Source organism: Streptomyces cacaoi, from assembly GCF_006539165.1.
Lineage (GTDB): Bacteria > Actinomycetota > Actinomycetes > Streptomycetales > Streptomycetaceae > Streptomyces > Streptomyces cacaoi.
This window is the reverse complement of record NZ_BJMM01000022.1, coordinates 1-20,652: the sequence shown is the minus strand read 5'-3', so window position 1 is coordinate 20,652 and position 20,652 is coordinate 1. Positions and strand designations below refer to the sequence as shown.

The 20,652-nt window shown below is 72.9% G+C and carries 22 protein-coding genes and 1 tRNA gene; 6 read left to right on the top strand and 17 right to left on the bottom strand.

The features are described from left to right. From rpmF to SCA03_RS20450, 7 genes are all read right to left on the bottom strand, one after another. The gene (rpmF, locus tag SCA03_RS20480) at positions 1–174 is read right to left on the bottom strand and encodes a 50S ribosomal protein L32 (RefSeq protein ID WP_016470089.1); all 174 of its coding nucleotides are present in this window, start codon (positions 172–174) and stop codon (positions 1–3) included. Positions 175–176: 2 nt separating this feature from the next. Next, on the bottom strand, positions 177–734 hold the full coding sequence (locus tag SCA03_RS20475) for a YceD family protein (RefSeq protein ID WP_051846852.1): 558 nt from the start codon (positions 732–734) through the stop codon (positions 177–179). Between the two features lie 291 nt (positions 735–1,025). Further along, positions 1,026–2,294, bottom strand: coding sequence for a F0F1 ATP synthase subunit B (locus SCA03_RS20470; protein ID WP_086813982.1), 1,269 nt, complete (start codon positions 2,292–2,294; stop codon positions 1,026–1,028). Positions 2,295–2,362: 68 nt separating this feature from the next. Next, positions 2,363–2,842, bottom strand: a complete 480-nt coding sequence (gene coaD, locus SCA03_RS20465) for a pantetheine-phosphate adenylyltransferase (protein WP_030884308.1) — start codon at positions 2,840–2,842, stop codon at positions 2,363–2,365. A gap of 53 nt (positions 2,843–2,895) precedes the next feature. After that, positions 2,896–3,504 carry a 16S rRNA (guanine(966)-N(2))-methyltransferase RsmD gene (gene rsmD, locus SCA03_RS20460; RefSeq protein WP_030884310.1) on the bottom strand — a complete coding sequence of 203 codons (609 nt, stop codon included), beginning with the start codon at positions 3,502–3,504 and terminating at the stop codon, positions 2,896–2,898. Between the two features lie 118 nt (positions 3,505–3,622). Next, positions 3,623–5,896 (bottom strand): ATP-dependent DNA helicase RecG, encoded by a 2,274-nt coding sequence (gene recG, locus SCA03_RS20455; protein WP_230988833.1) that lies wholly within the window; start codon positions 5,894–5,896, stop codon positions 3,623–3,625. A 147-nt stretch (positions 5,897–6,043) separates the two neighbouring features. Then, the gene (locus tag SCA03_RS20450) at positions 6,044–7,834 is read right to left on the bottom strand and encodes a DAK2 domain-containing protein (RefSeq protein ID WP_230988831.1); all 1,791 of its coding nucleotides are present in this window, start codon (positions 7,832–7,834) and stop codon (positions 6,044–6,046) included. Positions 7,835–8,090: 256 nt separating this feature from the next. On the opposite strand from SCA03_RS20450, the gene rpmB reads away from it, so the two are divergent. Next, a complete protein-coding gene (gene rpmB, locus SCA03_RS20445; protein ID WP_016470082.1) occupies positions 8,091–8,276 on the top strand; it encodes a 50S ribosomal protein L28 in 186 nt (61 codons plus the stop codon). 245 nt (positions 8,277–8,521) lie between these two features. On the opposite strand, the gene thiD is transcribed toward rpmB, so the two are convergent. Both thiD and SCA03_RS20435 read right to left on the bottom strand, forming a co-directional pair. Continuing rightward, positions 8,522–9,457 carry a bifunctional hydroxymethylpyrimidine kinase/phosphomethylpyrimidine kinase gene (gene thiD / locus SCA03_RS20440; protein WP_086813988.1) on the bottom strand — a complete coding sequence of 312 codons (936 nt, stop codon included), beginning with the start codon at positions 9,455–9,457 and terminating at the stop codon, positions 8,522–8,524. Between the two features lie 24 nt (positions 9,458–9,481). Then, entirely contained in the window at positions 9,482–10,450 is a 969-nt protein-coding gene (locus SCA03_RS20435; RefSeq protein ID WP_086814008.1) for a thiamine-phosphate kinase, read from the bottom strand. 331 nt (positions 10,451–10,781) lie between these two features. On the opposite strand from SCA03_RS20435, the gene SCA03_RS20430 reads away from it, so the two are divergent. Continuing rightward, positions 10,782–11,015: an Lrp/AsnC family transcriptional regulator gene (locus SCA03_RS20430; RefSeq protein WP_030884322.1), complete on the top strand. Its 234-nt coding sequence runs from the start codon at positions 10,782–10,784 to the stop codon at positions 11,013–11,015. 20 nt (positions 11,016–11,035) lie between these two features. Next, a complete protein-coding gene (locus SCA03_RS20425; RefSeq protein WP_030884325.1) occupies positions 11,036–11,551 on the top strand; it encodes a DUF3515 domain-containing protein in 516 nt (171 codons plus the stop codon). An 81-nt stretch (positions 11,552–11,632) separates the two neighbouring features. On the opposite strand, the gene SCA03_RS20420 is transcribed toward SCA03_RS20425, so the two are convergent. The 3 genes from SCA03_RS20420 to SCA03_RS20410 are packed head-to-tail and all read right to left on the bottom strand — an operon-like array spanning position 11,633 to position 14,644. Continuing rightward, a complete protein-coding gene (locus SCA03_RS20420; RefSeq protein ID WP_086813990.1) occupies positions 11,633–12,769 on the bottom strand; it encodes a D-alanine--D-alanine ligase family protein in 1,137 nt (378 codons plus the stop codon). Between the two features lie 58 nt (positions 12,770–12,827). After that, positions 12,828–13,829 carry an NAD(P)H-dependent glycerol-3-phosphate dehydrogenase gene (locus SCA03_RS20415; RefSeq protein ID WP_030884332.1) on the bottom strand — a complete coding sequence of 334 codons (1,002 nt, stop codon included), beginning with the start codon at positions 13,827–13,829 and terminating at the stop codon, positions 12,828–12,830. Further along, positions 13,826–14,644, bottom strand: coding sequence for a lysophospholipid acyltransferase family protein (locus SCA03_RS20410; RefSeq protein ID WP_030884335.1), 819 nt, complete (start codon positions 14,642–14,644; stop codon positions 13,826–13,828). The genes SCA03_RS20415 and SCA03_RS20410 overlap by 4 nt, the downstream gene beginning before the upstream one ends. A 230-nt stretch (positions 14,645–14,874) precedes the next feature. Here SCA03_RS20410 and cofC point away from each other — a divergent pair, with 230 nt between their 5' ends. Then, positions 14,875–15,537 (top strand): 2-phospho-L-lactate guanylyltransferase, encoded by a 663-nt coding sequence (cofC, locus tag SCA03_RS20405; protein ID WP_170298000.1) that lies wholly within the window; start codon positions 14,875–14,877, stop codon positions 15,535–15,537. Between the two features lie 63 nt (positions 15,538–15,600). Next, the gene (locus SCA03_RS20400; RefSeq protein ID WP_030884341.1) at positions 15,601–15,804 is read left to right on the top strand and encodes a hypothetical protein; all 204 of its coding nucleotides are present in this window, start codon (positions 15,601–15,603) and stop codon (positions 15,802–15,804) included. 102 nt (positions 15,805–15,906) lie between these two features. Here the strand turns inward: SCA03_RS20400 and SCA03_RS20395 are convergent, their stop codons facing one another. From SCA03_RS20395 to leuC, 4 genes are all read right to left on the bottom strand, one after another. Further along, positions 15,907–16,578, bottom strand: a complete 672-nt coding sequence (locus tag SCA03_RS20395) for an HU family DNA-binding protein (RefSeq protein WP_030884344.1) — start codon at positions 16,576–16,578, stop codon at positions 15,907–15,909. Between the two features lie 125 nt (positions 16,579–16,703). Continuing rightward, positions 16,704–16,958: an SCO5555 family protein gene (locus SCA03_RS20390; protein WP_086813992.1), complete on the bottom strand. Its 255-nt coding sequence runs from the start codon at positions 16,956–16,958 to the stop codon at positions 16,704–16,706. 287 nt (positions 16,959–17,245) lie between these two features. Further along, positions 17,246–17,839 carry a 3-isopropylmalate dehydratase small subunit gene (gene leuD, locus SCA03_RS20385; protein ID WP_030884351.1) on the bottom strand — a complete coding sequence of 198 codons (594 nt, stop codon included), beginning with the start codon at positions 17,837–17,839 and terminating at the stop codon, positions 17,246–17,248. Between the two features lie 18 nt (positions 17,840–17,857). After that, on the bottom strand, positions 17,858–19,282 hold the full coding sequence (gene leuC / locus SCA03_RS20380) for a 3-isopropylmalate dehydratase large subunit (RefSeq protein ID WP_030884354.1): 1,425 nt from the start codon (positions 19,280–19,282) through the stop codon (positions 17,858–17,860). A 142-nt stretch (positions 19,283–19,424) separates the two neighbouring features. On the opposite strand from leuC, the gene ndgR reads away from it, so the two are divergent. Next, on the top strand, positions 19,425–20,141 hold the full coding sequence (gene ndgR, locus SCA03_RS20375; RefSeq protein WP_030884359.1) for an IclR family transcriptional regulator NdgR: 717 nt from the start codon (positions 19,425–19,427) through the stop codon (positions 20,139–20,141). Positions 20,142–20,476: 335 nt separating this feature from the next. Here the strand turns inward: ndgR and SCA03_RS20370 are convergent. Further along, positions 20,477–20,549: transfer RNA gene (locus SCA03_RS20370), tRNA-Glu, on the bottom strand. Positions 20,550–20,652 lie beyond the last annotated feature (103 nt).

The following is a 20,652-nucleotide window of genomic DNA, read 5'->3' as shown; positions in this document are numbered from 1 at the left end:
TCAGACCTCGAGGACCTGACGCTTGTTGTAGGTGCCGCAGCTCGGGCACGCGATGTGCTGCTGCTTCGGCTCGCGGCAGCGCTCGCACTTCACCAGGGTGGGGACCGCAGCCTTCCACTGCGACCGGCGGTGGCGCGTGTTGCTGCGCGACATCTTCCGCTTCGGAACAGCCACGGCTACTTCTCCTGTGGGTCATCCCCGCCGGAGCGGGGCGCGTTGTCCTTCTCGCCGTCCTTCATGGTCTCGGCGAGTTCCTGCAATGCCGCCCAACGGATGTCGACGGCGTCGTCGTGCTTGTGACCGGGATCGTCCGCGAGCCTGGCCCCGCACTCGGGGCACAGGCCGGGGCAGTCCTCCCGGCACACCGGCTGCAACGGCAGTGCGAGCACCACCGCGTCACGCAGCACGGGTTCGAGGTCGAACAGATCGCCCTCGAGGAAGAGCCTGTCCTCGTCCTCGGCGTCGTCGCCGGCGTCCGCCTGGGGGCGGCCCCGGTCATCGGCGTCGGGGTAGGAGAACATCTCCTGGAAGTCCGTTTCGAGCTCCTGCTCGATCGGCTCCAGACACCTTACGCACTCACCCGTCAGCGGTGCACGGGCGGTGCCCGTGACGAGCACCCCCTCCATGACCGACTCCAGACGGAGATCCAGCTGGATCGTCGCGCCGTCGGGCACCCGGATGAACTCGACTCCGAGATCGCCGGGGGACTCCACCTCGCGGGAGAGCCGCTTCATCGCACCAGGACGCCGTCCCAGCTCGCGTGTGTCGAACACGAGAGGGGCGCGGTGGTCGAGGGGGGCGTTCAGGGCTTCCTGCTTTCTCCGGGTGAAACTCAGCTCGCACAGCCGCTTCCCTGCCGCAGCCGGGGGCTGATCGATCGCTGTCCGACCGCGTACGCGCAGCCGAAGAGACAGAATACTGGACGCCCCCGCGATGACCCAATCCGGGCGGAGGCCGCCCGGCGCCCGGCTGCCGCCCGGCGGCGGTACCGGCGAGGAGGGCAGCCGGGCGGCGGGGCGCGGTGGTCAGCCCTGGCGGTTGCGGCGCTCGAACTCCCTGACCTGCTCCAGATCGAGCATGCTCGTCTCGAAGAGGCTGGTCTCCTCCAGCTGGCCCCCGGACTGCTGCGGTGCGTGCTGGGGCGCCCCCTCCGGGTAGTGGGTGTAGGGCACCTGCTGGGGGTAGTGCGCCGGCTGCGGCTGCTGGTTCCAGGCGTAGGGGTCGGCCGGGGTGCCGTAGGCGTCGGCAGGGGCGTAGGCGCCGCCGTAGCCGTCGGTGCCGCCGTTGTCGTAGCCGCCGTAGCCGCTGCCGTAGCCGCCGTAGCCCTCGAAGCTCCCGGGCTGGGCGGTGTGGGCGTAGGACGGGTCCTGCTGTCCGTCGTAGCCGTACTGCTGCTGGGCCTGGGCCTGCTGCGGGATCTGGTACGGGTCGGCCGCGGGCGCGGTCTGCGGCATCGGCGGGGCCGCGGGCGGGGCGGGCGGCTGGGCCGGTGCGGTCCGGGTGCCGTAGCCGCCGTGGGTGCCCTCGGCGCCGTCGGTGCCGTCGGCGGGGCGGTACGGGTCGTCGGTGGAGGCGAGCCCGGCGAGGTAGTCGGCGTCGGTGGTGTGGCCGGCGAAGCCGTCCGTGCCGTCCTGGGCGGCCATGTGGGCGGCCAGCTCGTCCACCGGCTGGTGGCCGCGCAGCTTGTCCCGGCCGCGGCCGACGGCCTCCAGGGTCTTGGCGAGCACGGCGGAGACGGAGGCGAGGCGGGCGTCGACGTAGGAGTCGGCACGGCGGCGCAGCTCCTCCGGGTCGCCGGTGCGCTCGGGGGCGTCCTCGGCGTAGTCCTCGCTCCACTCCTCGGCGCCGGGGCCGTGTCCGAGGAGCTTCTCGCGGCCGCGGTCGACGGAGCCGATGGTCTTGCTGAGGACGACTTCGAAGTTGGCGAGCTTGCTGTCGACGTAGTCGTCGGCCTCGGTGCGGATCTCCTCGGCCTCGCGGCGGGCCTCGGCGAGGATCCGGTCGGCCTCCTCCTGGGCGCGGCGGGCGACCTCGGTGCCGGAGACGAGGGAGCCGCGTTCGGCGCGGGCCGAGTCGAGGATCCGTTCGGCCTCCTCGCGGGCCTCGGCGACCACCTGGTCGCGGCCGCCGAGGACTTCGCGCGCCTGGGCCAGCGAGCCGGGCAGCGCCTCGCGCACCTCGCCGAGCATGGCGAGCAGTTCGGCCCGGTTGACCACGCAGGAGGCGGACATGGGCATCGAGCGGGCCCCGTCGACGGCCGCCACGATCTCGTCGAGTTTCTGCTGTACGTCCACGGGGTGACTGTACGGCCCGTGGCCGCGCGGTCGTCACCCGTTCCCCGAAGGAGGGCCTGCGCTGTGTGTCAGGACCTGTCGAGCTTGCGCGACAGCGCCTCGTGGACGGCGTCGGGGACGAGGTGGGAGATGTCGCCGCCCCAGGTGGCGACCTCCTTGACCAGGCTGGAGGAGAGGAAGCTGTAGGTGGGGTTGGTCGGGACGAAGAGCGTCTCGACGCCGGAGAGGCCGTTGTTCATCTGCGCCATCTGGAGTTCGTAGTCGAAGTCGCTGACGGCGCGCAGGCCCTTGACGATCGCCGGGATGTCGCGTTCCTTGCAGAAGTCGACGAGGAGACCGTGGAACGCCTCCACCCGGACGTTGCCGAAGCTCTCGGTGACCTCGCGGATCAGGTCCATGCGCTCGTCGACCGTGAACAGGCCCTGCTTCGACTTGTTGATCATCACCGCGACGTACACGGTGTCGTACAGCTTGGATGCGCGGGCGATGATGTCGAGGTGTCCATTGGTGATGGGGTCGAAGGACCCCGGACAGACTGCGCGACGCACTGGCGTCTCCTCGCTCTCCGGACGGCGGGCCCGGGGCCCGGCCCCGGATGAACTCAGCATGACGCGGCGGCGGCCTGGGCTGCCTCCCGCGCGGCGGCGCGACCGTACCAAAGGGTTCCCTCGCCGTAACGACGGGACCGGAGCGGCTCGTACCCCTCCGGCCAGCGGAAATCGCCGCCCCTGGTGCTGCGCTCCACGGTGGCGAGCGCGTGGGCGGTCAGCCACCCCCGCGCACGGAGTGTGAGCAGAATCTCGCGGAGATCGTCGTCGGTGACCGCGTACGGAGGGTCGAGGAAGACGAGGTCGTAGGGGTGCGCCGGCGGGTCGCCGGCCAGGACCCGCCCGGCCTTCGAGGCGCGCACCTCGGCGCCGGGCAGCCCGACGCCGCGCACGTTCTCCCTGATGACCTGCACGGCGCGCGGCTCCGCCTCGACGAGCAGGGCGTGCGCCGCGCCCCGGGAGAGCGCCTCCAGGCCGACCGCGCCGGAGCCCGCGAACAGGTCCAGCACGCGGACGCCCTGCCAGGCGGCGGCCCCGCCGAGCTGTGCCTCCCAGCTGGAGAAGAGGCCCTCGCGGGCGCGGTCGGAGGTGGGGCGGGTGCCGGTGCCCGGCGGTACGGCCAGGCGCCGGCCGCCGGCGGCTCCGGCGATGACGCGGGTCATGGAAGGTCCTTCGGTGGTCCGGGGAGGGGCTTCGAGGATCCCACGGCGGCACCGGGCGGCCCTCCGGCGGGCGGACTCCCGGGGACGTGCTCCCCGCGGACGGCCGGGGGCCGGGCGGTCAGCCCTTGTCGAGGTAGCCCTCGCGTTCCTCGTCGAGCAACGCGTCCAGCGCGGTGCGCAGTTCGGGGTGCGCCTCCAGGCCCGGGTCCTCGGTGACCAGCCGGGTGGCCTCCTGGCGGGCCTCGGCGATGACGTCCTCGTCCTCGATGACCGCGAGCATCCGCAGGGAGGTGCGGGCGCCGGACTGGGCCTGGCCCAGGACGTCGCCCTCGCGGCGCTGTTCGAGGTCGATGCGGGACAGCTCGAAGCCGTCCAGCGTGCCGGCGACCGCCTCCAGCCGGGAGCGGGCGGCGCTCGCCTCCGGCATGTCCGTCACGAGCAGGCACAGGCCGGGCGCCGAGCCCCGGCCGACGCGGCCGCGCAGCTGGTGCAGCTGGGAGACGCCGAAACGGTCCGCGTCCATGATCACCATGCCGGTGGCGTTGGGGACGTTGACGCCGACCTCGATGACCGTCGTCGCCACCAGCACATCCACCTCGCCGGCGGCGAAGCGCCGCATCACCTCGTCCTTCGCCTCCGGCGCGAGCCGGCCGTGCAGCACCTCGACCCGCAGGCCGGACAGCGGCCCGGCCGTGAGCTGCGCGGCGACGTCGACCACGGCCAGCGGGGGGCGCTTGTCCGCGCCGTCCTCGGCCGGGGGCTCCTCGGCGTCCGCTGCGTCCTCGGCGGCCCCGGCGTTCTCGGCGGCTCCGGCGGCTTCGGCGGCCCCGGCGGCCTGGCGCGTGCCGCGTGCCGCGCCCGTCTCGTCCTCGTCCCCGATGCGCGGGCAGACGACGTACGCCTGGTGCCCCGCCTCGGCCTCCTCGCGCACCCGTTCCCAGGCGCGGGCGAGGAAGTGCGGCTTGTCCTTCGCGGGGACGACGTGGGTGGCGATCGGGGAGCGGCCGGCCGGGAGCTGGTCGAGGACGGACGTCTCCAGGTCGCCGAAGACGGTCATGGCGACCGTCCGCGGAATGGGCGTCGCCGTCATGACCAGCAGATGCGGGGGCTGCTTGCCCTTGGCGCGGAGGGCGTCGCGCTGCTCGACACCGAAGCGGTGCTGTTCGTCGACGACGACGAGACCCAGATCGTGGAAGGTGACCTTGTCCTCGATGAGGGCGTGTGTGCCCACGACGATGCCCGCCTCGCCCGTGACCAGGTCGAGCAGGGCCTGGCGCCGGGCCGCCGCGCCCATCGAGCCCGTCAGCAGCACGACGCGGGTGCCCTGCGCGGCGCCGCCCGGCAGGCCCGCCCGTCGCCCACCACCGCCCGTCGCCGGAAGCGCTCCGCGCTGCTCTGCCTCCCCCGCCAGCTCCCCCAGCATCTCGGTGATGGACCTGTGGTGCTGCTGGGCCAGGACCTCGGTGGGGGCCAGCAGCGCCGCCTGGCCGCCCGCGTCGACGGTGGCGAGCATCGCCCGCAGCGCGACGAGCGTCTTGCCGGAGCCCACCTCGCCCTGGAGGAGGCGGTGCATGGGGTGTTCCGTCGCCAGGTCGGCGAAGATCTCCCGGCCGACGGCCTGCTGGCCCTCGGTGAGCGTGAACGGCAGCCGCTCGTCGAAGGCGTCCAGCAGCCCGCCCGGCACCGGCTCCCGTGCGGCCGCCGGCAGTTCCGTCTCACTGGCCCTGCGCCGGGCCAGCGCGACCTGGAGCACGAACGCCTCGTCCCACTTGAGGCGGGAGCGGGCGTGTGCGATGTCGGCCTTGGTGCGCGGGCGGTGGATCTTCTCCAGCGCCTCGGGCAGGGGCAGCAGGCCGCGCTGTTCGCGCAGGGCGGCGGGCAGGGGATCGGCGAGCCCGCGCCAGCCGGTGGCCTGAAGGGTGTTCAGCACGGTGCCGACCGACTGCTCGATGCTCCAGGACGACAGCTGTTTGCACGCCGGGTAGAGCGGCAGGAGTTCGTTCGCGAAGCGCTCCACGTCCGCGCGGCCGCTCTCCTCGTCCAGCAGTTTGTAGTCCGGGTGGGAGAGCTGGAGTCTGCGGTTGAAGACGCCGACCTTGCCCGCGAACATACCGCGGCGGCCGGGCAGCAGCTCCCGCTTGTGGAAGTGGACGGAGCGGCCGAAGAAGACCAGTTGGAGCCGGCCGCTGCCGTCGGTGAGCGTCACCTCCAGGCGCTGCCCCTTGCCCCGGTTGAAGGTGTGCACCCGTGCGTCGGCGATCTGCGCGACGACCGTGACGTGTTCGTCCAGCGGGAGGTCGGACAGCCGCGTCAGCTCGCCGCGCTCGGCGTACCGGCGCGGGTAGTGGTGGAGCAGATCGCCGACGGTGCGCAGCCCGAGATGTTCGGACATCACCTTGGCGGTGCTGCCGCCGAGCAGGTTCTTCAGCGGCTCCTGGAGCGGTTCGTCTCGCGTGGGTTCTGACGCAGGCACGCGTCCATCCTGCCGGACGGCTCCGACAGCGGCGGCGGGGCGCGTCAGCCGGTCACCGGGTGCCGGTCACTCGACGCCGAGCAGCAGCAGCGCGTCCTGGCGCTGCCCCTCGTAGACGACGGTGTCCACCGCCAGGTGCCGGGCGCGCACATGGGAGCGCAGGGCGCCCGCGAGCCCCGCCGGCGCCCCCTCGCCGAGCACGAGCGTGACCAGTTCGCCGCCGCCGGCCAGCATCCGGTCGAGCACCTCGGCCGCCACGTCGCCGACGCCGCGGCCGATGACGGCGATGTCGCCGTCGACGAGGCCGAGCACGTCACCGGCCTGGCAGACGCCCGCCGTCGTCCACGACTCCCGTGCGGCGACGGTCACTTCGCCGTACCGGGTGGCTCCGGCGGCGGACGTCATCGCCACGACGTCCTCGTCGAACCGGCGTTCCGGCGCGTGCACCGCGAGCGCGGCGAGCCCCTGCACGGCGGCGCGGGTGGGGATGACGGCGGCGCGCACGCCCCGGGAGCGCGCGGCCTCGGCCGCGCGGGCGGCCGCGGCCTGGAACTCCGTGCCGTTGGGCAGCAGTACGACCTCGGCGGCGCCGGACGCGTCCGCGGCCTCCAGCAGCGCACCGGCCCGCCCGGCCTCGTGCGCGGGCACGACGTGGGCGCCCGCCTCGCGGCACAGCCCGGCGAGCCCGTCCCCGGGGACGACGGCGACGACGGCGCGCGTGCCCTGCCCGGCCGTCTGGGCCGCTCCGGTCTCCCCGGGCCCGCCCGTGCCGTCGGGGGCGCAGTCGGCGGCGGGCCGGACGGGCAGATACGCGATCCGGATCCGGCGGGGGCGCCCGGCCGCCAGACCGGCCTCGACGGCGGCGCCCGCGTCGTGCACATGGACGTGCACGCTCCACAGGGCAGCACCGTCACCGCCGTCACCACTGTCGACGCCGTCACCGCCGACGCTCCCGCCGCCGTCGCCGCCGCCGATGACGAGCGAGTCACCGAGTGCGTCCAGGGCGTCACGCAGGTCGTCGACAGCGGCCGCGTCGGCGCCCTCCAGCAGGTACATCACCTCGAAGCAGGGTTCGGGCCCGGGCGGCGGAGCGGCCGGCCGGGGCACTGCCGCGCAGGCTGCCGGCTCCGGCGCCGCGCGGCCGCCGGGAGCGGTGGGCCCCGCCTCGCCGGCGAGGGCGGCGTCGAGAGCGGACAGCAGCGCGACCAGGCCGAGGGCCCCCGCGTCGACGACACCGGCGCGGGAGAGCGCCGACAGCCGGCCGGTGGTGGCGTCGAGGGCGGCGCGGGCCGCGGCGAGCGGATCCCGGCCGGCCTCCGCCGCGTCGGCCGCGGCCGTGGCGACGGTGAGCACGGTGCCCTCGACGGGGCGTGCGACGGCGGCGTACGCGGCCTGCGCGGCGCGCCGCAGTACGGGCGCGAGCCGGTCGCCCGGTCCGGCCGCGACGGCCTCCGCGAGGCCCTCGGCCATCCCGCGCAGGTACTCAGCGAGGATCGTCCCGGAGTTGCCCCGCGCCTCCAGCAGCGCCGCCCGCGCCATGGCCCGCAGCACCCGCACCCCGGCGGCCTCGTCCCCGGCGCCTCCCGGACCTCCGGAGCCCTCGCCGGTCCCGGCCTCTCCGGGTTCTCCGGGCTCTCCGGCCTCCCCGGTGACCCCGGGCTTCCCGGCCCTTCCGGTGCCCGCCGCCTCCCCGGCCTCCGCCGCGGCCTCGAAGGTCAGGCAGAGGTTGGTCCCGGTGTCGCCGTCGGCGACCGGGAAGACGTTGATCGCGTCCATCCGCGCGCACTCCGCGCGCAGGGCCGCCCGGCCCAGGGAGCACCACCGCCGTACCGTGACGGGGTCGAGCGGATACGGCACGTGCGGGACCTCCTGTGGGCGCGGGGTTGCCCGAAGGCTAGTGCGAGCGGCGACGGAAGCCCAGGTCGGGGGCGGGGTGGAAGGCCCTGGTTTCCGTGTTCGAGAGGGGCCGTTGTATGCTGCTCCGGTTGCCTGATCCGGACGGTTCGCTCGATTCGCTCCGATCGGCAGCGTTCCCCCCTGGCTCTGCCGGTCATCCGTGATCCTGCACCGCCGGGATTCACCGTACGTGTATCTGAAGTCTTTGGAGTGACCCGTGGCTGCGAACTGCGACGTCTGCGGCAAGGGGCCGGAGTTCGGCAACAACATCTCCCACTCGCACCGCCGCACCCGCCGTCGCTGGAACCCGAACATCCAGCGTGTGCGTGCCGTGGTCGGCGGGACGCCGAAGCGCCTCAACGCCTGCACCTCGTGCATCAAGGCCGGCAAGGTCTCGCGCTGACGTCCTCGACGTCTCGCAGCGCCAGCTCCCTGCCGTAAGCCGGACACACAGCCGGCCCGCCTCGCAGCGGGCCGGTTTTGGTGTGCCCGCACGCTGCTCGGCCCCGGGCCCCCTGCGCCCGGGGCCTTCCGTGTGCCCGGGGCCTTCCGCGTGCCCGGGGCCTTCCGCGTGCCCGGGGCTTTCCGCGTGCCCGGGGCTTTCCGCGTGCCCGGGCACCCGCGGGTGCCCGGGCCGCCGCGTCCGCGCTACCGCAGCCGCCAGCCGTGGTCGACGGGCCCGAGCCCGTCCCCGAGGGGGAAGCCGGCGGCGATCGCCCCGGTGGTGAACTCCTTGGCCGCCTTCGCCGCCGCGGGCACCTCCAGCCCCAGGGCGAGATGGGCGGCGAGCGCGCTGGCGAGCGTGCAACCGGTGCCGTGGGTGTGCCGGTTGTCGTGCCGCGGCGAGCGCAGCCAGTGCTCCTCGTCACCGTCGGTGAGCAGATCGACGGGCTCGCCGGGCAGATGCCCGCCCTTGATCAGCGCCCACTTCGGCCCGTGCCCGAGCACCGCCTCGGCGGCCTGCCGCATCCCCGTCTCGTCCTCGACGTGCACGCCCGTCAGCTGGGCGACCTCGTCGAGGTTGGGCGTCACCACGGTGGCCACGGGCAGCAGTTCGGTGCGGACGGAGTCCACCGCGTCGGGGGCCAGCAGGGAGTCCCCGTGCTTGGAGACGCCCACCGGGTCGACGACGACCGGGGCCGGGGTCGCGCCGAGCAGCCCCGCGACGGTCGTCACGAGCTCGGCCGAGGCGAGCATGCCGGTCTTGACGGCCTGTACCCCGATGTCGTCCACGACGCTGCGGTACTGCGCGCGCACCGCCTCGACGGGAAGCTCCCAGTAGCCCTGCACACCGCGGGAGTTCTGTGCGGTGACGGCCGCGATCACGCTCATCCCGTGGGTGCCCAGCGCCAGCATCGTCTTCAGATCGGCCTGGATACCCGCCCCGCCGCCGGAGTCGGACCCGGCGACGGTCAGCACCCGCGGCGGCACGTACGGCGGGATCCCCGCCCGGTCGTCCGCGGCCTGCTGCGGCGGCGCGGATATCGGCCCGGGGGAAGCGGACGACGCCGCGGAGGAAGGCCCGGACGGGGAAGCGGACGGAGAGGAAGGGGCCTCGGAGGGCCCGGAGGGCTCGGGTCGCATGCGCCCGACGGTACCCCGCGGCCGTCAGCGCTCGACGGGGTCCGAGAAGTGGTCCCAGCCTCCGGCTCTGTCCCAGGGTGCGCCGTCGACCGTGACGTGCGGCAGCGCGGAGGGCGCGAGCACCTCACCGATGATCCGCCAGCGTGCCGGCAGCTTCTGGTCGGCGGGGAAGGTGGCCACGATCGCGTGGTCCTCGCCCCCGGTGAGCACCCACTGCAACGGGTCGACGCCGACGGCCTGGCCGATGTCGGCCATCTGCGCGGGCACGTCGAGATCGCGGGAGCGGACGTCGATACGGACGCGGCTGGCCTCGGCGATGTGGCCGAGGTCGGCGATCAGCCCGTCGCTCACGTCCGTCATGGCGGTGGCGCCGAGCCCCGCGGCGGCGGGACCGGCGTGGTAGGGCGGCTCGGGCCGGCGGTGGGCCTCGACGAAGGCGCGCGGCGAGCGGAACCCGCGGGAGAGCACCGCGTGTCCGGCGGCCGACCAGCCCAGCCAGCCGGTGACGGCGACACGGTCGCCCGGTGCGGCCCCGGAACGGGTGACGGGCTCCTTGTTGCGCAGATCGCCGAGCGCGGTGATGGAGACGGCGATGCTGTCGCCGCGCACCACGTCGCCGCCGACCACGGCGGCCGCGGCGACCTGCGCCTCGTCCCGGATGCCGTCCATCAGCTCCGTGGGCCAGTTCGAGGGGAGTTCGGCGGGCACGATGAGGCCGAGCAGCAGCGCGGTGGGGACGGCGCCCATGGCCGCGATGTCGGCGAGGTTCTGCGCTGCGGCCTTCCGGCCCACGTCGTAGGCGGTGGACCAGTCACGGCGGAAGTGGCGTCCTTCGAGCAGGATGTCGGTGGAGGCGACGACCCGGCGGTCGGGGGCCGCGACCACGGCGGCGTCGTCACCCGGTCCGAGACGCACGGCGGGCGTGGACGTCAGCCGGGAGGTCAGCTCCCGGATGAGGCCGAACTCCCCCAACTCCCCCACGGTGCCCGGCACCCGGCCCGGTGCGGGGCCGCTGGCGGCCTCCACGCCGGAGGGTGAGGGTCCGGTCGCGGTGCCGCCGTTCAGATCCCGCATTGCATGGCCCCTTCGCTCACGTCAGTCGCTCTCTCGCTGTGTCCACAGTGTGCGCGGCCCGCGCGCTGCCCGGGGTACACCGGCCCGGCCGGCGCCGCGCGTTGCCGTCCACACGCCTGTCCGGGCCGCCGCCGGCGGGCGTCAACCGCCGTACCGGGCGGCTGCGCGGGCCTCCCGGCGGGTAGGAGGACGCGGTACGGTGGCGACTCTTCTCGCCCCGCATGATCCTCGCGGCCCCCTGGGAGGTTCCGTGGTACAGGCGTACGTCTTGATTCAGACCGAGGTCGGAAGGGCCTCGGCCGTCGCCGAGATCGTCTCCAAGATCCCCGGCGTGATCCAGGCCGAGGATGTCACGGGTCCGTACGACGTGATCGTGCGTGCCCAGTCGGACACCGTCGACGAACTCGGCCGCATGGTGGTGGCGAAGGTGCAGCAGGTGGAGGGCATCACGCGCACCCTGACCTGCCCCATCGTCCATCTCTAGACCCCCCGTATGCTCGCCCGGTGAGCACTCGTCGCCGGTCCGTCCCGCGAGCCGCCCCCGGTGCGCTCCTCACCGCGTGCGGCTCCCTCGCCCTGTTGGTCTCCGCCTGTTCGTTCAGCGACGACGGTGCGCACCCCGCGGTTCCCAGCCCGTCGGGCCGGGCCGCGGCCGCGTGCCGCGCCCTCCACGACGCACTGCCGCAGAAGGTGGACGGGCAGCGCCGCGGCACAGCCGAACCGGAGTCGGACTACACGGCGGTGTGGGGCGATCCGGCCATCGCACTGCGCTGCGGTGTGCCCGCGCCGGAGAAGCTCAGGCCCGGCAGCGAGGAGTACGACCCCGTCGCGGAGGCGGCCGAGGTCAACGGGGTGTCCTGGCTGCTGGAGAAGCACGACGGCGGCTACCGCTTCACGACCACCGGGCGCGTCGCCTACGTCGAGGTGGAGGTCCCGGACCACTACGCGCCGGAGGTCAACGCGCTGACCGATCTGGCGAAGGCCGTCGACGGCGCGGTGCCGGAGAAGAACCCGGAGTGAGCGCGGGGAGCGGCTCCCCGGCAGCGCCGCCGCGCCCCGCGCCATGTGTCCCTCCGATGTGCCCTCGGACGTACCGCCGCGTCAGCGCAGCCCCGTCGGCCTGTTCAGCGCGGCCTGGAGGAGCCGGTCGACCAGTTCGGGGTAGCTGACCCCGCTCTCCTGCCACATGCGCGGGTACATCGAGATGGGCGTGAACCCGGGCATCGTGTTGATCTCGTTGATGACGAACTCGCCGTCGTCGCCCAGGAAGAAGTCGGCCCGCACCAGGCCCTCGCAGGACGCCGCCTCGAAGGCGCGGACGGCCAGTTCCTGCACCCGCGCCGTCTGCTCCTCGGTCAGCGGGGCGGGGACGACGCCGGAGGTCGAGTCGATGTACTTGGCCTCGAAGTCGTAGAAGTCGTGCGAGCTGACCGGCGGGATCTCGGCCGGGACGCTCGCCCGCGGCCCGTCCTCGAACTCCAGGACGCCGCACTCGATCTCGCGGCCGGACAGCAGCGACTCGACGATGATCTTCGGGTCGTGGCGCCGGGCCTCCTCGACGGCCTCGTCGATGCCCGCCAGCTGATCGACCTTGCTGATCCCCATGGAGGAGCCCGCCCGGGCGGGCTTCACGAACACCGGCCAGCCGTGGTCGGCGGCGAAGTCCACGATCTTCTTGCGGGCACCGGCCGGGTCCCGCTCCCACTCCCGCGGCCGGATCGTCACATACGGCCCCACCGGCAGGCCGAAGGAGGTGAAGATCCGCTTCATGTACTCCTTGTCCATGCCGACCGCCGAGGACAGCACCCCGGCGCCCACGTACGGCACCCCCGACAGCTCCAGCAGCCCCTGGAGGGTGCCGTCCTCGCCGTACGGGCCGTGCAGGACGGGGAAGACGACATCGACCTCGCCGAGCGTCTTGGGCACCTGACCGGGCTCGGTGTGCACCACCTCGCGCGCGCCGGGGGTCACCGGCAGCAGCACCCCGCCGGTGTCGGAGTCGGCCAGCTCGGCGACGTCGGGCAGCTTGCGGTCCTCGATCGCCATCCGTTCGGGATCGTCCGCGGTGAGCGCCCAGCGGCCGTCCGCCGTGATGCCGATGGGCAGCACCTCGTACTTGTCACGGTCGATGGCGGAGAGCACGGCTCCCGCTGTGACGACGGAGATCGCGTGCTCGGAGCTGCGCCCGCCGAAGACGACGGCGACTCGGGGCTTGGGTGAGGGGCTGTGGCTGCTCATAACGCTGGGACTTTACCGCGTCACCCGTGCGGGCCGACGATCCGGACGCCGCCGCGCGTCAGGCCCGTTCGGGTTTGGCGCTGCGCGACATCAGCTCCTTGAGCGCGACGTGCGGAGCCGTGCCCTCGTGCACGATGCCGACGACGGTCTCGGTGATCGGCATCTCCACCCCGTACCGCCGGGCCAGGTCCAGCACGGACTGGCAGGACTTGACGCCCTCCGCGGTCTGCCGGGTGACGGCGATCGTCTCCTGGAGCGTCATGCCGCGGCCCAGGTTGGTACCGAAGGTGTGGTTGCGCGACAGCGGCGAGGAGCAGGTGGCCACCAGGTCGCCCATGCCCGCCAGCCCCGCGAACGTCTGCTCCTGGGCGCCCATCGCGAGCCCGAGCCGGGTGGTCTCGGCCAGCCCGCGGGTGATCAGCGACGCCTTGGAGTTGTCGCCCAGGCCCATGCCGTCGGCGATGCCCACGGCCAGCGCGATGACGTTCTTGACCGCGCCGCCCAGTTCGCAGCCGACGACGTCGGTGCTCGTGTACGGCCGGAAGTACGCGGTGTGGCAGGCCGCCTGGAGCGCGCGTGCCGCGGCCTCGTCGGCGCAGGCGGCCACGGCGGCTGCGGGCTGCCGGGCGGCGATCTCCCGGGCGAGGTTGGGCCCGGTGAGCACCGCGACCCGCTCGGCGGGCACCTTCCCGACCTCCTCGACGACCTCGCTCATGCGCTTGGCCGTGCCCAGCTCGACGCCCTTCATCAGCGAGACGAGCAGGGTGTCCGGGTGCAACAGCCCCGCCCAGGACTCCAGGTTGCCGCGCAGCGTCTGCGAGGGCACGGACAGCACCGTGAACTCGGCGTCACGCGCGGCCTCGGCGGGATCGGTCGTGGCCGTCACGCCGGCGGGCAGTTCGGTGCCGGGGTGGTACACGGGGTTGCGGTGCGTGGCGTTGACCGCTTCGACGACCTCGGCCCGGCGGCCCCACAGGCTCACCTCGCACCCGGCGTCCGCGAGCACCATCGCGAAGGCGGTGCCCCACGAACCGGTGCCGAACACAGCGGCTTTCGTCACGCGTTCTTCTCTCCTTCCGCCGCCTCGGCGGGGGCGGCTGCCCGGCCCTGCTGCTGCGGCAGTCGCTGCTGACGGCTCTCCCGGCGGCGCGTGGCCACCTTGCGGTGGTCGTAGCGCTCGGCGGGCGGGGCCTCACCGCGGATGACCGCGAGCTGCTCGGTGATCGCGTCCATCATGACGTCGGTCACCTCGCGCAGCACCTCGGCGGTGGGCTCCTTGCCGTGGTAGCGCGACAGGTCGATCGGCGGACCGGCCTGCACCGTGAGGGTCTTGCGCGGGAAGAGCCGCAGCTTCTTCTGCTTGGCGTAGGGCGGCACGGCGAGGTTGGCGCCCCACTGGGCCACGGGGATGACCGGCGCCTTGGTCAGCAGCGCCACCCGGGCCGCACCGGTCTTGCCCACCATGGGCCAGTGCTCGGGGTCGCGGGTGAGCGTGCCCTCCGGGTAGAAGGCGACGCATTCGCCCCGCTCGATGGCGGCGACGGCGGCCCGGAACGCGTCGACGGCGTCGGTGGAGTCGCGGTAGACGGGGATCTGCCCGGTCCCGCGCATCACCGTGCCGACGAAACCGCTCTTGAACAGGCTGTCCTTGGCCAGGAAGCGGGGCACCCGCCCGGTGTTGTACTGGTAGTGCGCGTAGGAGAGCGGATCCAGCGCCGAGTTGTGGTTGACGACGGTGATGAACCCGCCGTCGGCCGGCATGTGTTCCATGCCGCGCCAGTCGCGCCGGAAGAAGAGGACGAGCGGCGGTTTCGCCAAAACCGCAGCCAGTCGGTACCAGAAGCCCTTCCCGGTTTTCCCGTCACTCCGCGACATTGCTGGCCCCCTTGTGCTCTGCTTTTCCGGCCGGTGGGCCGGGCGTTGTTCCCGGGGCGGACGCAGTATGGCGGGACACCCGGACACCATCTCCTCTGGGGGGAATCGACAACCGCACAAGTGTCGCCGCGCACGGCCCCCCTGTCGAGCACACTGTCCGTCCTCAGGTGTCGTGCACACCGTAACCCCACGGCTCTCGCGTCTCCCGGCGGGAGGCCAGAATGGTGCCGATGCAACCGACACAGCCACCTGTGACGCCAGTGGCGTGGACCCTGCTGATCCCGCTCAAGCCGCTCTCCCGGGCCAAGAGCCGGCTTTCCGGAGCCGCGGACGGCACTCCCCTGCCGCGGCTCGCGCTGGCCTTCGCACAGGACACCGTGCAGGCCGCACTCGCCTGCGAACCGGTGCGGAATGTGGTGGTTGTCACGGACGATCCGCAGGCCGGCCGGGCACTCGCCGCACTGGGCGCCCGCATCGTGCCCGACGAACCGGCGGACGGCCTGAACGCGGCGCTCTCCCACGGCGCCGACGCCGTGCGCTCGGCGGATTCCGGAGCGGCTCTGGCGGCATTGAACGCGGATCTCCCGGCGCTGCGCCCCGAGGAATTGCACCGGGTCCTGAATGCGGCATCCCGCTATTCCCGCGCTTTTCTCCCCGACGCCGCTGAAATCGGCACCACATTTCTGTCCGCCGTGCCGGGGGCCGCGCTGGAGCCGGCTTTCGGCGGCCGCTCGCGGGCCCGTCACCGCGCCTCCGGCGCCCGGGAGATCGCCGCGAGGGGCGTGGAGAGCGTGCGGCAGGACGTGGACACCCCGGCAGATCTCCGCGCCGCTCTCAAGCTGGGTGTGGGGGAGTTCACCTCGGCGCTGCTCGCGGGCCGGGCCGTCTGCTGAGCCGGCGTGAGCCGCTGCCCCGAGCCCGCGCGGGCCGCCGTGCGCCCCGGTAGGGTGCGCTGCATGCAGGCCACGGCGTACACCTACGACCCCGCTTCCCGCACCGGCAGCGTCCTGCTGGACGACGGGAGCCCCCTCTCCTTCGACGCCGCGGCCTTCGAGGCGGGCGGGCTGCGCCTGCTGCGCCCCGGTCAGCGCGTGCGGATCGAGACGGACGGTGACGGCGCCGAGCGGCGCATCACCCTCGTCACGCTACAGACCCTGTGACGCACGCTCCGTAGCGCGCCGGTGCCCGGAACGGCCGCGGGCCGGGCTCCCGAAGGAGCCCGGCCCGGCGATGCCGCGTGCGGCGAACGCTGCCGCGGGGGATTACCGCCTGCGCGAGGTGGTCTTCTTGGCGGTGGTCTTGCGTGCCGCCGTCTTGCGCGCCGGCGCCTTCTTCGCGGTGCTCTTGCGTGCGGGCGCCTTCTTGGCGGTGGTCTTCTTCGCCGCCGACGTCTTCTTGGCCGGGGTGGCCTTCTTCGCCGTCGTCGACTTCTTCGCCGCCGACGTCTTCTTCGCCGGGGTCGTCTTCTTGGCCGTGGTGGTCTTCTTCGCCGGCGTGGTCTTCTTCGCCGTGGTGGTCTTCTTCGCCGGGGTCGCCTTCTTGGCGGCCGAGGTCTTCTTCGCGGTGGCCTTCTTGGCGGCGGCCTTCTTGGTGGCGGTGCCGCCGGAGAGGCTGCCCTTCGGGGCCTTCTTCACCGCGACATCGTTCTTCGGGAGCTTCTTCGCCCCGCTCACCAGGTCCTTGAAGCCGGCGCCCGCGCGGAAGCGGGGCACGGAGGTCTTCTTCACCCGCACCCGCTCGCCGGTCTGCGGGTTGCGCGCGTAACGGGCCGGGCGGTCGACCTTCTCGAAAGAACCGAAGCCGGTGACCGAAACACGCTCACCGGAGACGACCGCACGGACGATGGCGTCGAGAACGACATCGACCGCGTCCGCGGCCTGCTGACGTCCACCGAGCTGGTCTTGGATTGCTTCAACGAGCTGCGCCTTGTTCACGTCTTCCCCTTCGGAGACATTGCTGGAACCAATGTGTTCAAGCTTTTTCGCACGTTAGGCAGATATATACCGCAAATCAAACACGAAACGGGCGAATCACCCTTGTGCCGCAACGGACTCGACCTTCACTGAAGTCCGTCGACGTGCACGTCCCTGTGCCCGTCGGGGAATCGTCCCTCGTCGATGTCGGTCATCAGGCGCTCCAGGCGCCGTTGCGCATCGGCGAGATCGTGCTTCGAAGCCGCGGTGATGATGAGCAGCTTCCGGGTCAGCGCGACCCGTGCGCTGTCGGGGACTTGCGGGGAGCGCACCCGGGAATGCGCTTCCTTCAGTCGGGTAGCGAGCCGGTCGTAGAGCTCCAGTTGACCGTCGCGTTCCATGCGGTGATTGTGCCATCTGGGATGAGTTGTCGCTTCCAGCGGGGCCCCGTAGCGGGGCGGCGAGGGCGGCCCCGACACCCCCGGTGGCGCCAACAGCCCTGGTCACAGCGGTAGTTGGGCCCCGACGTCGCGGCCCGCCTGGGCGGGTTACGAGCGGCACCGTCCCTTAGTACGAAAGGAACCGGTGCTCAAGATTAATTCACGTCATTCATTCACGCACACACGTGCGCACACAGCACTGCGCCCCCGCCTCGGTGGCGGGGGCGCAGCACATCGGTGAAGGGGACTCAGGCCGCCTGTGTGCGGGGCTTGAAGGAAGCGCGGGAGGCTTCGTACGCGACGATGGCGTCCTCGTTCTTCAGGGTCAGACTGATGTCGTCCAGCCCCTCCAGCAGACGCCAGCGGGCGTTCTCGTCCAGCTCGAACTCCGCCTCGATGCCTGCCGCGACGACCTTCCGCTCGACGAGGTCGACGGTGACGGGGGTGGTCGGATCGGCCTCGGTCAGCTTCCACAGCGCGTCCACCGTCTCCTGCGGCAGAAGGACCGTGAGCAGCCCGTTCTTCAGGGAGTTGCCGCGGAAGATGTCGGCGAAGCGCGAGGAGATGACGGCCTTGAAGCCGTAGTTTTGCAGTGCCCAGACGGCGTGCTCACGGGAGGAGCCGGTGCCGAAGTCGGGGCCGGCCACCAGCACGGTCGCGCCCTTGTACGCGCTCTGGTTGAGCACGAAGTCCGGGTCCTTGCGCCATGCCTCGAACAGACCGTCCTCGAAACCGTCGCGGGTGACCTTCTTCAGCCAGTGCGCGGGAATGATCTGGTCGGTGTCGACGTTGCTGCGACGCAGCGGGACGGCACGGCCGGTGTGGGTGGTGAAGGCTTCCATGAACAGGGCTCCTTATCCTCAGACCGCTGCGGGCTCGGTCACGTCGGACAGATCGGCGGGAGAGGCCAGCCGGCCCACGACGGCGGTGGCCGCGGCGACCTGCGGGGAGACCAGGTGGGTGCGGCCGCCCTTGCCCTGCCTGCCCTCGAAGTTGCGGTTGGAGGTGGACGCGGCGCGCTCCCCGGGGCTGAGCTGGTCGGGGTTCATGCCCAGGCACATCGAGCACCCGGCGTGCCGCCATTCGGCGCCGGCGGCGGTGAACACCTTGTCCAGCCCCTCCTCGACGGCCTGGAGCGCCACCCGCACGGAACCGGGCACGACCAGCATCCGCACGCCCTCGGCCACGGTCCGGCCGTCCAGCACGGCGGCGGCCGAACGCAGGTCCTCGATACGGCCGTTGGTGCACGAGCCGACGAACACGGTGTCGACACCGACCTCGCGCAGCGGCTGGCCGGGCCGCAGGCCCATGTACTCCAGCGCCTGCTCGGCGGCGAGGCGCCGGCTCTCGTCGGCGAAGGACGCCGGCTCGGGCACCGTGGCGGACAGCGGCGCGCCCTGGCCGGGGTTGGTGCCCCAGGTGACGAAGGGCGCCAGCTCCGTGGCGTCGATGACGACCTCGTGGTCGAAGACGGCGTCCTCGTCGGTGCGCAGGGTCTTCCAGTAGGCCACGGCCTCGTCCCACTCCGCGCCCCGGGGCGCGTGTTCGCGGCCCTGGACGTAGGCGAAGGTGGTCTCGTCGGGGGCGATCATCCCGGCGCGCGCGCCTGCCTCGATGGACATGTTGCAGATCGTCATCCGGGCCTCCATCGAGAGCTTCTCGATGGCCTCGCCGCGGTATTCGATGACGTAGCCCTGGCCGCCGCCGGTGCCGATCCGGGCGATGACGGCGAGGATGAGGTCCTTGGCGGTGACGTCCTCGGGCAGTTCACCGTTCACGGTGACCGCCATCGTCTTGAACGGCGCCATCGGCAGCGTCTGGGTGGCCAGCACGTGTTCGACCTGCGAGGTGCCGATACCGAAGGCCAGCGCGCCGAACGCGCCGTGCGTGGAGGTGTGGCTGTCGCCGCAGACGACGGTCGTCCCCGGCTGGGTGAGCCCCAGCTGCGGGCCGACGACGTGCACGACACCCTGCTCGACGTCGCCCAGCGGGTGCAGACGCACCCCGAAGTCCGCGCAGTTCTTGCGCAGCGTCTCCAGCTGTGTACGGGAGACAGGGTCGGCGATCGGCTTGTCGATGTCGAGGGTGGGGGTGTTGTGATCCTCCGTCGCGATGGTGAGATCCGTGCGGCGCACCGTCCGCCCGGCCTTGCGGAGTCCGTCGAAGGCCTGCGGGCTGGTCACCTCGTGCAGCAGATGCAGATCGATGAAGAGGAGGTCCGGCTCGCCTTCGGCGCGCCTGACGACATGGTCGTCCCAGACCTTCTCCGCGAGTGTCCGTCCCATCGCTTTCCCTCCGGTCGGCAGCGCTGCCGACCACATGTCGAGACCAGTTCACCGCTCCAGTGCTGCGGTGTGGTCTCCAGGTTGGCGCGTCCCCGGGGAAATTGAACTTGCGTTTCATACTGTGAGACGGGAGTATCGACGCATGGACAACTCTAGCGGCGTCGGCGTTCTCGACAAGGCGGCTCTCGTACTGAGCGCTCTGGAGTCCGGTCCGGCCACCCTCGCCGGGCTGGTCGCTGCGACCGGTCTCGCGCGCCCCACAGCGCACCGCCTGGCGGTGGCCCTCGAACATCACCGCATGGTGGCCCGCGACATGCAGGGCCGCTTCATACTCGGCCCGCGGCTCGGCGAGCTGGCCGCTGCCGCGGGTGAGGACCGGCTGCTGGCCTCGGCCGGGCCCGTGCTCACCCACCTACGGGACGTGACGGGCGAGAGCGCACAGCTCTACCGGCGGCAGGGCGACATGCGCATCTGCGTGGCCGCGGCGGAGCGGCTGTCCGGACTGCGGGACACCGTGCCGGTCGGCTCCACGCTGCCGATGAAGGCCGGCTCCGCCGCGCAGATCCTCATGGCCTGGGAGGAGCCCGAGCGGCTGCACCGCGGCCTACAGGGCGCCCGGTTCACCGCGACCGCGCTCTCCGGGGTCCGCCGCCGCGGCTGGGCCCAGTCCATCGGCGAGCGGGAGCCGGGTGTGGCCTCCGTCTCGGCGCCCGTGCGCGGCCCCTCCAACCGCGTCGTCGCCGCCGTCTCCGTCTCCGGCCCCATCGAGCGGCTCACCCGCCACCCGGGCCGGATGCACGCCCAGGCCATCGTGGACGCGGCGGCCCGGCTCAGCGAGGCGCTGCGGCGTCCCAGCTGAGCCCGCCGGGCCCGGCCGGGGCGCTCTCGTTCCGCCACCACTCCCCCGCCGGGGCACGCCGGTCGAACGCGGCCCGGGCGGGCGGGTGTTGGCGGCCGGGCGCGGCAACGTACCCGTCGCCACGGTCAAGTGCCGCCCGGGCAGGGGATTTCCGCGGACTCGTGCCGCGTGGACGCAGAGGGGAAGCAGCGGGAACGCCACGCGGTACCGGCGTACGAGGAGTGAACTCGGGGCCGGCGCACGCGGGTGCCCGGCCGGTGAGGGTGCGGCGTCCGGCACGGTCTCGTGAACGCCGAAGGCCCCGCACCGGGAAGTGCGGGGCCTTCATGATCGAGTACCCCCGACCGGATTCGAACCGGCGCTACCGCCTTGAGAGGGCGGCGTGCTAGGCCGCTACACAACGGGGGCTCTCCTGGAACCGCGCCCTGGGATCCTGTGGATCCTGGGCCGGAACCGTACCCCCGACCGGATTCGAACCGGCGCTACCGCCTTGAGAGGGCGGCGTGCTAGG